Source organism: Mesorhizobium sp. WSM4816, assembly GCF_055811535.1.
Genome location: NZ_JBVVQR010000011.1, coordinates 100,277 through 113,689 on the forward strand (window position 1 = coordinate 100,277; position 13,413 = coordinate 113,689).

Genomic DNA, 13,413 nt, shown 5'->3' on the forward strand with positions numbered 1-13,413 from the left:
GCGCCGATGTGGCTTGTCCCAAAACAGATCGAGACACTGTGGACGCTGTTCACTGCGCCGCTGGTGTGGGCTGCGCATTTCCTTGTTTGCTACATCGGCGCGGCGATCTATTGCGCCAAGCCCGAGCTTGTCGGGCTGAGTTTCAGCGCTGTGCGCGCCGGCATCGCCGCCGCCAGCGTGATCGCCCTCTCGCTGATCGCGCTGTCAGCATGGCTCGCCTGGCGGCAATGGGGCTTCGGCACAGACGATCCGCCGCACGACGATCCGACGAGACGCGACCGGACCCTGTTCCAGGGCTTTGCGACGCTGCTGCTCTCGGGTCTCAGCTTCATCGCCGTGATCTTCACCGCGATGCCCGCATTGTTCCTGACGGAGTGTATCCGGTGAGACGCGCCTGCCTCATCCTCGGCATCCTCGTCCTTGCCCTGGTCTGGCTCGGGCCGCTGCTCGATGGCTTGCGGGATTCGTTTTCGGCGCACATGCTGGCGCATATGGGAGTGGTGGCGATCGCCGCGCCGCTGATGGCGATTGGGGTCCCGCTCGGCCCGACACCAGGTGCGAGCCGGGCGTTCACCCTCGCCCTCCCCGCCTCCCTCGTCGAACTCATCGTCGTCTGGTCCTGGCACGCACCGGCCTTGCGGGCTCTGGCGCAAAGCTCGCTGTTTGTCACCGCTGTCGAGCAGGTCACGTTCCTTGCCGCCGGGCTGTTCCTGTGGCTGGCCTGCCTGCCGCGCCGCGGCTCGGACACCACAGGCTATGCCGCCGGCGCCTTCGCCCTGCTTCTGACGTCCATCCACATGACCTTGCTCGGCGCGCTTCTGGCGCTGACCCCGCGGCCGCTTTATGGGACCGGCGAGACAAGCTGCTTCGGCATCGCGCTTTCCGCCCAGCAGGATCAGGAACTTGGCGGCGTTATCATGCTTCTGGTCGGCGCCGCGGTCTACCTGGCCGGCGGCGTGACGCTTTTCGCGCGCATCCTCGCCACACCACCGCGGAAGACGGTCTGATGCATATCAGCTGGAAGAAGCTCGCCATAGCGCTTGCCATTCTGCCCTTCGTCGTGGTGCTGGCGGCCTGGATCGGCTTTTTCAATGTCGGTGCCTCGAGCGGCCACTGGAAGATCACGGAATGGTTCCTCCATTTCGCCATGCGATCGGCTGTGCGCACATATGCCCTGGCGGTCGACGCTCCAGAGGCTCTGCCGCGCCATGCGATTCAGCCGGCCGCCGGGCATTTCGCACGCGGCTGCGCCATCTGTCACGGCGCGCCGGGCGAGCCGCGATCTCCTGTCGTCATGAGAATGCTGCCGCAGCCGCCTGACCTTGCCGGGACCGTCGGCGAATGGTCGGACGCGGAGCTTTTTCGTATCGTCAAGCACGGCGTGCGTTTCACCGGCATGCCGGCCTGGCCGACGCAGGAACGCGACGACGAGGTCTGGGCGATGGTCGCCTTCCTGCGCGAACTGCCGTCGCTGGACGAAGCCACCTATCGCGATCTCGCCTATGGCGAAAGGCTTGCGCCTCCTGCAGGCGCTGCCGAAACCCTGCCGCAAGTGCTGGCGGATTGCGCCCGCTGCCACGGCGAGGACGGTCTTGGACGCGGTCCCGCGATACCCGTTCTGGCCGGGCAGAGCGAGGCGTATCTGCTTGAAAGCCTGCGTGCCTATGCCGAGGAAGGCCGGGCAAGTGGGTTGATGAGCCTGCCCGCCATTGCGGCAGGGCCTCAACTCTGGCCGGACCTGGCCAGGCGTTTCGCTGCCCTGCCGGCGATGCGCCCCGGCGGCGGGGGCGATCCAGCACTTGTCCGGCGCGGCGAGGAAATCGCCGAGAGCGGCGTCAGGCAGGCCAATGTGCCCGCCTGTCTCGGCTGTCACGGAAGACAGGACCGCAGCCCGCCCTATCCCTCGATCGCCGGCCAGCCGGCGCCCTACATCGAGACGCAGCTTGGGTTGTTCAGGGCGGGAAAGCGTGGCGGAACGCGCTTCGGCCATCTCATGGCAAATGCCGCGAAGGGTCTGACGGACGACGACGTCCGCGCGCTTGCGGCCTACTTCTCCCGATCGGCCGCTGCGTCGGCAACCGCAACGCGATAAGCGCGTTTGCGTTCTTTCGACGTTTTTCGAGGTTCTGGTGAAAAACTTGGCTACCGCCCTTCTCATGCTGATCATTGTTCTCGTAATCGCCGCAGGAGCGATCTTCTTCCTGTCGCGCGAAGAGGCGACCGTTCCGATCGCCGAGACCTATGGCCCCAACCCGACCCTGCCGGAGCCCAATCCGACCTGGCTGCCGACCGTCCATGTCGCCAAGGCCATGCCATGGCCGCAGGGCACCAAGCCGACAGCGGCCCAGGGATTTGCAGTCAACGAATATGCCCGCGGGCTCGACCATCCGCGCTGGCTGTATGTGTTGCCAAACGGCGACGTGCTGGTGGCCGAGAGCAATGCGCCGCCCAGGCCGGAGGAGGGCTTCAGCATACGGCGCTTCTTCGTCGATTTCTTCCAGAGCCAGGCCGGCGCGGGGACGCATAGCGCCAATCGCATCACGCTGCTGCGCGATCAGGACGGCGACGGGGTGGCAGAAACCAAAACCGCCTTTCTCACCGGGCTGTTCTCGCCATTCGGCATGACCCTGCTCAACGGCAAGCTCTACGTCGCCAACGCCAATGCAATCGTGGCCTTTCCCTACCAGGAGGGTGCGACCGAGATCACCGCACCAGCGGAGAAGATCGTCGACCTGCCTGCGGGGAGGAACCACCACTGGACCAAGGACGTGACCGCCTCGCAGGACGGCACGAAGCTCTATGCGACGGTCGGATCCAATTCCAATGTCGGCGAGAACGGCCTGGAGGCAGAGCAAAACCGCGCCGCCGTGCTGGAGATCGATCTCGCCTCGAAGCAGACGCGTCTCTTCGCCTCCGGCCTGCGCAATCCGAACGGCCTGTCGTGGCATCCGCAAAGCGGTGAGCTCTGGGTCGTCGTCAACGAGCGCGACGAGATCGGCAGCGATCTGGTGCCGGATTACATGACTTCGGTGAAGGATGGCGGCTTCTATGGCTGGCCTTACAGCTATTTTGGCCAGCACGTCGATAATCGCGTCAAGCCGCAGCGGCCCGACCTCGTTGCCCAGGCGATCAAGCCGGACTATGCGCTCGGGGCGCACACGGCTTCATTGGGACTGAGCTTCAACACAGGCGACCTGTTCGGTCCTCAATACAGGAATGGCGCCTTCGTCGGGCAGCATGGCTCGTGGAACCGCAGGCCGCGCAGCGGCTACAAGGTGATTTTCGTGCCGTTTACCGGCGGTAGGCCCTCCGGCCCGCCTCAGGACATCCTCACCGGCTTCCTGAGCGAGGACGACAAGGCTTTTGGCCGTCCTGTGGGCGTGGCGATAGACCGGCGCGGCGCCCTGCTGGTGGCGGATGATGTCGGCAACAAGATCTGGCGGGTCGTTCCAGCTCAGACGCAATCGGCACTTTGAGCAGTTCGTGCTGCCGGCGGCCCGGAAGCGATATGGCACCGCTCGCCATTGCCGGTCGGACACGGCGTTCCGGCGCCGATCAAAGCCGAAAATCAAGCTGTCGTTACCAATCCGCGCCCCCGTGCGTGCCGGACCCTTTGACGCATACGATCGGCAAGGGAAGCGAGCGAGCCTTGCGCCGTGCGCGTCCCAAGGACGGATTGCAGGACAACGCCCTGCGTTGCGAATTTATGCTTGAACGCCTCTGCGCCACACAGGAAATCGACCGTGCTCAAGCCGTGATCGAACGACCACTGTATGTAGTCCATCATCAGGATCATGCCCGGCGACGCCTGGCTGAAATCCGGATCGAAAGTGGTCACGAACGCCATCATGGTGTGGTGCTGGACGAAGTTGATGGAAACCGCGACCATTGCGCCATCGCATTCAAGTACGAAAATGTGCAGCACGCCGGCACGCGCCAGCGCGTCAACAAGTGCGGCCAGTACCGGCGCTCCCTCTTCGAAAAGTTGCGATTCACGCTTGCGCTCGACCAGCCATCTGCGCTTCAGGGCAGAGAGCCGGTCGAGTACCGGCTGCAGTGGCTCGTCTGGCGCAAGCAGGCGAAATTTCATTTCGCCGGCTTCTTCCAACGTCTTGACGCCGCGCCGATAATTCTGCCGTGTCTTTTTCGACTGCTCCGCGAACCACGCTCCTCCGCTCGCCCACTGTCCGGCGACGCGATAACTGACTTCCTCCCTGTGATTGGGGCGAAGCCTGATCCCGCTGGAGGTATCCGGAGTGAGAATTTTGCGGGCCGCCGCACCCGGCAAGAGACGATTGAGAAAGGCAATATCGAAGCCACCGGCGTCACAGATCCGGGCCCATACTCCCTGCAGGGCCGATAACGAGCATTCCGGAGCAACGAGAATATCGCCGTAATCGGTATAGCTGCTGGCCGCCCATTCGAGAAACCGCAGGCCCTTGCGCTTGCGGATCGCCATGGGAACGACAGCAACGAGCCTGTCACCATTCCAGACCAGGCCGATCCGCAGCGCGCGCTGGTCACGGTCCGCTACGGTATTCCACCAGGCCGAAATCCAGGCATGACTCTGAAAGACCAGCCCATCGGTGCGATGCCAGAGATGCGCCCAATCGGCTTCGATCGCAGCCAGGCGATCCGCCGAACGGACAAGTTCCAGGCGCTCTGCGCTCGAGGCGTCAATCGAAACAATGGTGTTCATGAAGGGGAACGATCCTCTGCGATGGCATCCGGACGCCTCTGGAACAGTCTGCGGACATGCCCTCCCATCTTCCTGAGCGGCAGGATGTAAAGCCCAAAGAGCGATTGATAGTCGCGCACATCGCGATCAATCAGGCCAAATTTGAGGTCTTCATCCGGATCCGGGACAAACTGCGTCCCGAAGAGGCGATCCCAGAACGAAAACAGCAGGCCAAAATTCTTGTCGTAGTGGCGAGGGTCGATGCTGTGGTGCACCTGGTGCCAGTGCGGACACAAGATGACGTTGTTCAACGGGCCGAAGGAAATCTTGAAATGGGTATGACGAACAAAGTCCATCATCAGGATGTTGCGGATGACATAGACGTTGATGCCGAAGATGGCGATCTCGACTGGATCGAGCGCGATCAGGCTCCAGATGCCGAAGCAGATCCCCGGGATGACGCCATCCCAGATACGGTTCATCAGATCGTCCAGCGGGTGAACCCTATCCTTGGTGATTCCCACCATCACCTCGGCCGAATGATGCACTTTGTGCAATTCCCACAGGAACGGGAAGTGGTGCTGGGCGACATGGTAGAGATAGTATGAAATGTCGTAGGCGATAAGCATGGTTGCGGTGAAGACGACGATCGTCACCGGTCCGGCCGCGCCATCGATGAGCGGCGCCTGGATACCGAGCAGCCAGCCGATTGCGTGGTGGGTCCCATAGCCGACGGCGGCAACGAAGGTGACGCCGGCAGGGATGAGCAGGAATGGCATTATCGCCCGTTTGGTGACCCAAAATAGGACATCCGCTCGCGCCGACGGGTGCAGGATGACTTCCGCGGGGAAAGCGAAATCGAAGAAGTCCCTGAGGGATTTATACTCGACAGTCCGCCAGTAAGCGACCACCGCGCTCCCCAGTGCCGTGAAAAACAGGAGGCCGAGCGTCACCAGATCGACGTTCGAAAGCTTTTCCACAATCAATCCGGCGAATTCAGAAAACATCGTTGCGGTGGCTCCTGGGCCGTAAGATGGCCATCCGGCGAATTGCGAAGCAAGAAACTTGCCAAACCCACTGCATGTTGCCGGCAGCCAAATGGCTATTGCGGCTGCAACAAGCATAAGCATGCCGGATTTGCGCCAGACTAGCAGTTCAACCGTAACAAAACGCTAAAAGTTCGAAAGCAATTAATCTCGAACATGGCCGAAACACCGGAGGGGCCGCTCTGCTGCAGCGCCGGTCGCTATCATAGCGGCCGGCGGATTGCCGCGATGTGTATCTCAATTCCGTCTTCGCCCACTTCGCCACGCCAGGCGATGCGTTCGGCCGGCTGCCTGACGCCAAAACGCGGTGAAACCCAGCCGCCCTGCCCCGGTGCGTCGCCGCCGGCACGGATGTCGACCGCAGCGTCCGGAAAGCGCATGGCTATCAGCGGCTCATCGCCGCGCAATACCGTGACCGTGTTTTCGTCCCGGTCGGTGCCGAGGCCGGCTGCGAGTTGAAAGACGATCTCGGCCACACGCCTGCCGCCGAGCAGTTGGTCGGTCAGGACGATGCCGTCGGCCCGGTGCATCACGGCGCGCTGATGCATGACGCCGAAGCGGCTTTTATACCCGTCATGGCGGGCGCGCAGCTTCCAGTGCGTTCCCGGCTCGCTCTCCACCAACTCCGCAACCGCCTTGTGCGACCAGTTGAACATCCCGGCGATGATGCTTTGGCTTTTGCCCTCGATATTCAGCGTGTTATGCGCCGGTGTCGAGCGAAACCAGTCGCGCCAGACGCCTCCCGAACCGTAGAGCCAGGTGCCGGGATCGACCAGCACCGGCTCGCCATCGATGCACAAGGTGAGCGACAGCGCGTCGGCATGGCCGTGAGCCGCTATCGAGAGATAGCCGAGCGGGCCGTGGTCGAATGCCAGATCGATGCTGCGGCCGTTCATCTCGCCGCGCCAGACCGAGAGCCCGCCCTGCGTGAACGTTTGCAGCCCACGCGACACCGGTGCCGGCTCCGACGGCGTGCCAAAGACAAGCGCCCGAAAATCGTCGGGCTCAGCAGCGTTGCCCGGCATCTGTAGAAAGCCATGGATGGCGGCGGCGACGGATCGGACATAGTCCGGCTCGTCCCCGAGCGTCAGCACGCGACCTTCGTCATTGTCGCCAAAGCCGGCGGCTGGTGGCAGCCAGGCGACGAAATTGGCAAAAGCGGCCAGGCGCGCTTCAACGGGCGAGGCAAACGGCGTTCCGGCCTGGCGTGCCGCTGCGACGCACAGCAAGATCAGTTCGGCGGTGAAGGCCGCGTAAGTCGGGGTCTGCTCGGCACCGGCGCCATCGGCGAGAATCTGCTTGCGCGCCTCAGCCAGGAGGGCTTCGCGTGCAGCGTCGGGTGCGGCCCCCAACGCCAGGCCGATCAGATACTCGCCAGCCAGTTCTGCGACGAGATGATTGTTGGCGGAGGAAAAACGGGAGGGGAACCGCGGCAGCCAATAGGCGCTTGCCGCCAGTATTTCGCCCACGTGCTGCCGTGTCGCCGCGCCAAGTCGGTCGCCGACCAGGTCCATGGTGACAATCAGGCTGATGGCTCGCAGCGCGACTTCGATGCCGGAGGCCCAGCCAACCCCCCGAAACGGCGGGTTGGCTGAATGCCAGCTGTCGATCGCCGCCTCTATGGCCCTCCGGGACTGGTCGTCGCCGGCGAGAAGCAGGTGGGCGGCCAGTGGCGGCAACTGCTGCAGCCGGTTGATCTCCCACACATATTTTACATCGCCGCGGCCGCCGCCATTGCGAAAATCGATATCGAAAGTATGGGCCTCGCCACCCGGCCAAAGCCTGCCGGTGACCGGATCAAGACGCCAAAGCTCGGGAGGAAACAGCCGATCGGAATCGCGCCGCGGCCATGTCCGCCCAAGTGCGGAAAACTCGCCGCCAAGCGTGTTTTGCGCCGCCGCCGCTATGGCTTGCCGTTGTGCCGGTGTCGCATTCAGCACAGCATCGCGCAATCCACGCAGCACCGGATGCAACCGGGGCGAAGCATAACGCTGCCAACCGCCGTCGCGGCGGCGCGAAGCGATCCTTCGACGCTGCTCGCCCAGCCGGTGCAACACCTCAGCCGGCTTCATGCTGCGCAACCGGTTGATGTACCAGCCGATTCTCATACCGCCCCGCCAGGGTTTCGATTCTGTATACCATGCTGTCGAAAAGCCGAGCGACCGCAATCCTCTTTTCCGATCCTGCGGTTAATATCTCCAACCATGAAACGGAAAGAGTGGCGATGAGAAGGACGGCGTTTGTTGCAGCGTGGATGCTCGGCATGGCGATAGCCGCCAGCGCTGCGCCGATCCCGCTGCAGCGCGGCGTTGGCGTGCATGAATGGCTCAACTGGTCGCCGGTGGAGGAGGATGGATCCTACCGTTGGCCGCCCTATCGCAGCGAGCAGGAGTGGCGCGCTGGACATAGGCCGCTCACCGATTGGCCCGGCGACGCGTTTACGCACATTCGGTCGATGGGCTTCGACTTCGTCCGGCTGAGCGTCGACCCCGGCCCTCTGCTTGCCAGCCGGGGCGCCAAGCGCCAGCAGGCGCTCGACATACTTGCCGCCGCGGTCGAGCGGGTCACGTCGGCCGGCCTCAAGGTGGTTTTCGACCTGCACGGCGTCACCCAGGTTCCGGCCTACAGCATGGAGATGATCTATGACGGCGCCGACAGCGAAGGCGTCGCCAGCTATCGCCAAATGGTTGTGGCGGTCGCCGCCATGCTGGCCAGGGTTGGCACCGACAAGGTAGCCCTCGAGCCTTACAACGAGCCGGCATACTACCCCTGTAATTCGAGCGGCAGCGATGACTGGCAACGGATCATGGCAGACACGGTCCGCGATATTCGCGCAGTCAGCAGTGAACTCACCATCGTCGCAACAGGCGCCTGTGGCGGCAGCATTGCCGGACTGGTCAATCTCGCCCCCGGCTTTGACGATCCGAATGTCTACTACAGCTTCCATATGTACGAGCCGCACAGTTTCACGCACCAGCGGTCTGACGGGACAGGGGCTTTCGCCTCGGGGCTGCCTTGGCCGGCCGACAGCAGCACGCCCGAAAAGGTGACCGAAACCCTTAAGGCCCGGATGGACGCCGCCGGCTTGAGCCCGGTCGAGCAGGTGATGAACATGGTCGCGGCGCGTCAAGCAATCGCCCGGTATTTCGAGCAGAATTGGGGGCCGAGCCAACTCGAGGCGAGCTTCCGTCAAGCGGTCGACTGGGCCGAGGCGCATGGCATTCCAGGCCGGCGACTGTTCATGGGCGAATTCGGCGTCATCCTCATGTCGGCGGACGGCCGCATGGGCGCGTTCGACGCTGACCGTCTGCGCTATCTCGAATCGGTGCGCCAGCAGGCGGAACGCTTCGCGATACCTTGGTCCGTCTGGGAATTCGCCAATCCGCATGGGATGTCGCTGATCCTCCCCGACGGACCGCCCGTAGCTGATGGCGGACTGGTGCGAGCGCTGGGTCTTGCGCTTCAGTAACGCGACATGTCGAGTTGCTGGTTGATGAGCGCCCGCTTGCCGCCCCGCCCGGCGGCAATGCGGTCCACGGCTTTCAGGCAAAACCGGATACGACCGTTTGTGCGGTTGACCAACGTCTCGACGAGTCGCGCGGCGCAGGCAGGTGCCGCCCCGGCGGTCGGGATATAGCGAATCAATGCCTCGCCGGGCTGGTCCTGGTAGAATTGCAGCTCCTCTATGCCGTCGAAGAATGCGGGGCCGTCGGGCACCAGGTGCGTCGTCACCACCCGGCCGCCGTCGGCGGTCACCAGATAGTCGACGTTTCGGCGCGGCATGACAGCCTCGACTCTAAGCCGCTGGCCGTTTGCCTCATTCGGCAATTCCACCAACCGGGCAGAGTCGCCGGTATCGTAGCGGATGAAAGGCATGCCGGTCGACAGGAAGCCAGTGCCGACGAGCCTTCCCTCCTTGCCTGTCTCTGTTACCGGCTCGCCTGCCGCGTCGACCAATTCGGCGAGGCCGTAGAGAGGATTGAACTCGTAGCTGCCGGGGGCTCCGGGCGTTTCTTCGGCGAACAGCACCTTTTCGCTGAGCCCATAGAAGCAGGACAGCGGCACGTTGCCAAGAACGCTTCGGATGATCTCCCGTTGATGGGGATGGACTGGCTCCGAGATCATCATCATGCCCTTGACGGGCCGTTTTGGTACTCGGTCAAGCACGCGCATATGCCGGCAAAACAGCTCTATGGCCGAGGGATAGCCATAAAAATACGTGATGCCCCGCGCGTCGATCAGGTCGAGATAGGCATCGGCGTCGTCGACCGTCATTGGAAAGACAGAGAGCCTTAGCTCGCGAAGTGCCGGGTCCCATTCATGCAGTCGCTTGCCGGTGGCATCGAGGCTGAACCCGCGGAAGCAGACGCGCGCCGTGTCTTCATCGTAACCGATCCGCGACCAGACGTGGTAGACAAACGCCATCTCGCGGGCGCTCCGATCCTTGTCGAGATAGAAGCGAAATGGCTTGTCGGTGCTGGAGCCGTTGCCGGAGGCCTCATCCAGTTGGGCAATCGGCACCGCCAACGCTGCAGTTCCAGCCGCCCGCAGGATGTCCTTGGACAGGACCGGGAGGCGGCGCAGGTCGGCAACTCCCAGCGTCGACAGATCGAAGCCAGGACCGAGGGCCCGGTCGATCGACTCGCGATAGAACGGACTGCCGGCATGGGCTTTCCGCAACAGCGCGCGCAGCGCGGCCAGATGAAATTGCCCGGCATAGACAGGATCCTCGGCGGCCATGGCGATCCGGCTCCGCCACGACCGATAGGTCGCACCAAATTTTACCCGCGTTGGCGCCAGCGCCAGCATGGGCGCCAGCAGCCGCCTGACCGCTGGCGGGCTTCGCACATAGGCACCGCGCGCTACGTCAAGAAAATTCATGATTTTGCACCGGACCTGCCGTTTGCCGCCTCATGCCACACACGGCATATCGATGCCGCGAACGAAGAAAGCTCCAGCCGTTCCCGGTGCACCGCCATGGCAGCCGAGCCAAGACGGGCGCGCAACGCCGTGTCGTCAACCAGTTCTGTCAGTGCCTCGGTCAGCGCCGCCACATCGCCGGGAGGCACCAGCAACCCGGTTTTCCTGTCGATGATGATGTCCTCTACCGCGCCGACAGGCGTGGTGACCACTGCGAGGCCGGAGGCCATTCCCTCGATGACCGAGACCGGGAGGTTTTCGGCGAATGAGGGGAGCGCCAGAATGTCGGCCGAAGCGATCAGCGATGCAACCTCGTTCGGACCCACCCAGCCTGGAAAGGCGATACATCCGGCAAGCCCCAGCCCGGCCGATCTTGCCCGTACGGCCTCGACGTCACCATCGCCGGCGATTGTGGCGCGCCACTGCCTGACAGGCTTCATGCGATGCAGTGCGTCCAACAATTGCGGCACGCCCTTGCGGTCGCCGATACGGCCCAGGAACAGGATGTGAACGCTGTCTCCACCACCGACATGGGCCAGGGACGGGACTTCGGTGGCATTGGGCACAATCACGATGTTCGTGGCCGCGCCTGGCGCCCGTGCAGTGACGAAGTCGCGCCAGATACGGCCCAGAACCACGATCCGATCGGCATGCTCGAACATATGCCGGATGCGGCGGCTCATGAAGCTGCGGTTTTCCTTCCAGAACGTCTGGTATTGAGCTCCATGCAAATGCAGCACATAGGGGATGCCGAGCAATCGCGCGCACCTCGCGATGACCATCTTGCGGTAGGTACTGCCAAAGCTCGATACGTTGATGTGAACGACGTCGGCACGGCCGGCAACACGCGCGACCACCATCCGAAGGCAAAAGCCAATCATGTAGAGGACCGACAGCGCGACCGAGCCCGAACCGCGACTGGGAAGGAACCGCGCTTCGACCTTTCCGTCTCCCTGCCGTTGGAGTTCTCGATCGAGCGCCGCCATGATGCGGTCGATGCCGCCCTGCCCCGACACACCCGACGGGGTCGCGACCAAGACATGTATTTTTCGATCGGGTAAGAGACTTTGCAGCATGGTATTCTCGATAGCACGGACCGCGTAACCACAAAGCAAACGTTCCCGGTAAGTTTACGGCAAATCTTTTAGTTCAAACTGAATCTGTTCACCCTTCGCCGCTGTCGCGCTGGATTTTCCGCCGGTCGACGGTTAGTCGATGCGGAATTTTCCGGGGACAACCCTTTGCTGCTGCGCTCCACGCTCATCTACGCCCCGGCGATCCTGCTGACGCGGATTTCCGCTCTGCTCCTGCTGGTCATCGTGACGCGGCTGGTCGACCAGACCGAGTATGGGCTGCTGACCCTGGTGGTGACCATCGGCGAAATGACCGACAATGCGGTCACCAACTGGCTGCGCATCGCTTTGCTCAGGCTTGGCGGCAAAGGCGACGTCAGCCGCGGCAGCCTGATGCTGGCCGGGCGGGTGTTGCTTGCCAGCACGGCACTGGCGCTGATCATATCCGTGGTCGCCTCTGCAGTGATCGTGCCGGAGCGCTGGGTCGAGTTCGCGATCGCCGTCTGCAGCTACCTGATCGCCGGTTCCATCGGCCGCTACGCGTTGACGGTGCTGCAGATGCAGCAGCGTCATTCGGTCTATTCGATGCTCGAGTTCCTGCGCGCCGTGCTGCAGCTGGCGCTGCCGATCGGCGCCATCGTCATGTTTCAAGATTCCTTTCTGACGGTATCGCTCGGCTCCAGCCTCGGTGTACTGATCGCCGGCATCGTGGCGGGCGTCATGGCATCCCGACGCGTCGTTGCCGGTCCGCCACGCTTCACCCAAAAGGAGTTCTTCGTCCTCGGCGTGCCCCTGGTCATCATGGCGCTGGTCGGCTTCGGCCTGCACAGCGCCGAGCGTGTGTTCCTCAAGATCTATTACGATGCCGGCGCGGTGGCGATCTTCGCCGCAGCCTATGCACTGGCCCGCCAGCCGATCGATATGGTCGCCAATTCCATCAACATGGGCGCCTTTCCCGAGGTGGTCAGCCGGTTCGACGACGACGGGCCCGCGGCATCGGGCCGGCTGCTGTCGCAATTGATGGCCTTGATGATGCGCCTTTGCCTGCCGGTTGCAGCGATGCTGGTCGCACTCAGCAGCGATATCACGCAACTCCTGCTGCCCGCCGAGTATCACGGCCGTTTCGGCCTGCTCTTTCCGATCATCGCCTTCAGCGTGCTGTGTGCCAATCTCGCCAGCTTCGTCTATGGCACCGTGGTGCACGCGCACAAGCGGCCGTGGCTGCTGATCATCGCCAATTCCTTCGGCTCGGTGGCGACAATCGCGCTGTCCGTCCTGTTGATCCCGCCGATGGCGGAGGTCGGCGCTGCCTTGGCGCTGGCGGGCGGATCGCTGGCAGGCCTTTTAGCCTGCATCATCATCAGCGAACGGCTGACGCCGGTGCCGGTGCCATGGCGCGACATCGGCATGTCGGTCGTCATCTCGCTCAGCACCGGGCTGGCCGCCAGCCTTGCCAGCGCTCTGCTCGGCAATATGCCGGCCATCTTCTCGCTCGTTGCCGGCGGTGCCGCTGGCGCAGTGGTTTTCTTCGGGCTGACCTGGCTGTTTTATCCCGCCGCCGCGATGCAATTCGTAGCCAAGCTGAGGGCGCGGCTGCGGCTCGCCTAGGCCGCAACGGCATTTGCCGAATTGTCGTTCCATAGTCCTGGAAAAAGCGGCTCCGACTTCGGACTGATGCAGCAGCCCAGGGTCGTCG

11 protein-coding genes are annotated in these 13,413 nt (G+C 63.3%); 6 read left to right on the top strand and 5 right to left on the bottom strand.

What is annotated here, in order from left to right:
* The first annotated feature begins 6 nt into the window (after positions 1-6).
* The 4 genes from AC0L3H_RS14780 (at position 7) to AC0L3H_RS14795 (ending at position 3,476) form a co-directional block, all read left to right on the top strand.
* Positions 7-387, top strand: a complete 381-nt coding sequence (locus AC0L3H_RS14780; RefSeq protein ID WP_473490742.1) for a hypothetical protein — start codon at positions 7-9, stop codon at positions 385-387.
* Positions 384-1,007 (top strand): cytochrome c oxidase assembly protein, encoded by a 624-nt coding sequence (locus AC0L3H_RS14785; RefSeq protein WP_023797787.1) that lies wholly within the window; start codon positions 384-386, stop codon positions 1,005-1,007. The genes AC0L3H_RS14780 and AC0L3H_RS14785 overlap by 4 nt, the downstream gene beginning before the upstream one ends.
* A complete protein-coding gene (locus tag AC0L3H_RS14790) occupies positions 1,007-2,092 on the top strand; it encodes a c-type cytochrome (RefSeq protein WP_473585950.1) in 1,086 nt (361 codons plus the stop codon). The genes AC0L3H_RS14785 and AC0L3H_RS14790 overlap by 1 nt, the downstream gene beginning before the upstream one ends.
* Before the next feature lie 64 nt (positions 2,093-2,156).
* Entirely contained in the window at positions 2,157-3,476 is a 1,320-nt protein-coding gene (locus tag AC0L3H_RS14795; protein ID WP_473585985.1) for a PQQ-dependent sugar dehydrogenase, read from the top strand.
* A gap of 92 nt (positions 3,477-3,568) precedes the next feature.
* On the opposite strand, the gene AC0L3H_RS14800 is transcribed toward AC0L3H_RS14795, so the two are convergent.
* The 3 genes from AC0L3H_RS14800 to AC0L3H_RS14810 all read right to left on the bottom strand — a co-directional run bounded on the left by AC0L3H_RS14800 (position 3,569) and on the right by AC0L3H_RS14810 (position 7,832).
* On the bottom strand, positions 3,569-4,699 hold the full coding sequence (locus AC0L3H_RS14800) for a GNAT family N-acetyltransferase (protein WP_473585951.1): 1,131 nt from the start codon (positions 4,697-4,699) through the stop codon (positions 3,569-3,571).
* Complete coding sequence (locus tag AC0L3H_RS14805) at positions 4,696-5,685, bottom strand: sterol desaturase family protein (RefSeq protein WP_473585952.1); 990 nt, start codon at positions 5,683-5,685, stop codon at positions 4,696-4,698. Before AC0L3H_RS14805 ends, AC0L3H_RS14800 begins: the two co-directional genes overlap by 4 nt.
* Positions 5,686-5,927: 242 nt before the next feature.
* Entirely contained in the window at positions 5,928-7,832 is a 1,905-nt protein-coding gene (locus tag AC0L3H_RS14810; protein WP_473585953.1) for a heparinase II/III family protein, read from the bottom strand.
* Between the two features lie 116 nt (positions 7,833-7,948).
* Between AC0L3H_RS14810 and AC0L3H_RS14815 the strand changes: the two genes are divergently transcribed.
* Positions 7,949-9,193 (top strand): glycoside hydrolase family 5 protein, encoded by a 1,245-nt coding sequence (locus AC0L3H_RS14815; RefSeq protein ID WP_473513383.1) that lies wholly within the window; start codon positions 7,949-7,951, stop codon positions 9,191-9,193.
* Here AC0L3H_RS14815 and AC0L3H_RS14820 read toward each other — a convergent pair.
* Both AC0L3H_RS14820 and AC0L3H_RS14825 read right to left on the bottom strand, forming a co-directional pair.
* Positions 9,187-10,605 (bottom strand): phenylacetate--CoA ligase family protein, encoded by a 1,419-nt coding sequence (locus AC0L3H_RS14820; protein WP_473585954.1) that lies wholly within the window; start codon positions 10,603-10,605, stop codon positions 9,187-9,189. The two genes, AC0L3H_RS14815 and AC0L3H_RS14820, sit on opposite strands and share 7 nt — an antisense overlap.
* Complete coding sequence (locus AC0L3H_RS14825; RefSeq protein ID WP_473513387.1) at positions 10,602-11,720, bottom strand: glycosyltransferase family 4 protein; 1,119 nt, start codon at positions 11,718-11,720, stop codon at positions 10,602-10,604. The genes AC0L3H_RS14820 and AC0L3H_RS14825 overlap by 4 nt, the downstream gene beginning before the upstream one ends.
* A gap of 165 nt (positions 11,721-11,885) precedes the next feature.
* Here AC0L3H_RS14825 and AC0L3H_RS14830 point away from each other — a divergent pair, with 165 nt between their 5' ends.
* On the top strand, positions 11,886-13,325 hold the full coding sequence (locus AC0L3H_RS14830) for a lipopolysaccharide biosynthesis protein (protein ID WP_473585955.1): 1,440 nt from the start codon (positions 11,886-11,888) through the stop codon (positions 13,323-13,325).
* The last annotated feature ends 88 nt before the right edge of the window (positions 13,326-13,413 follow it).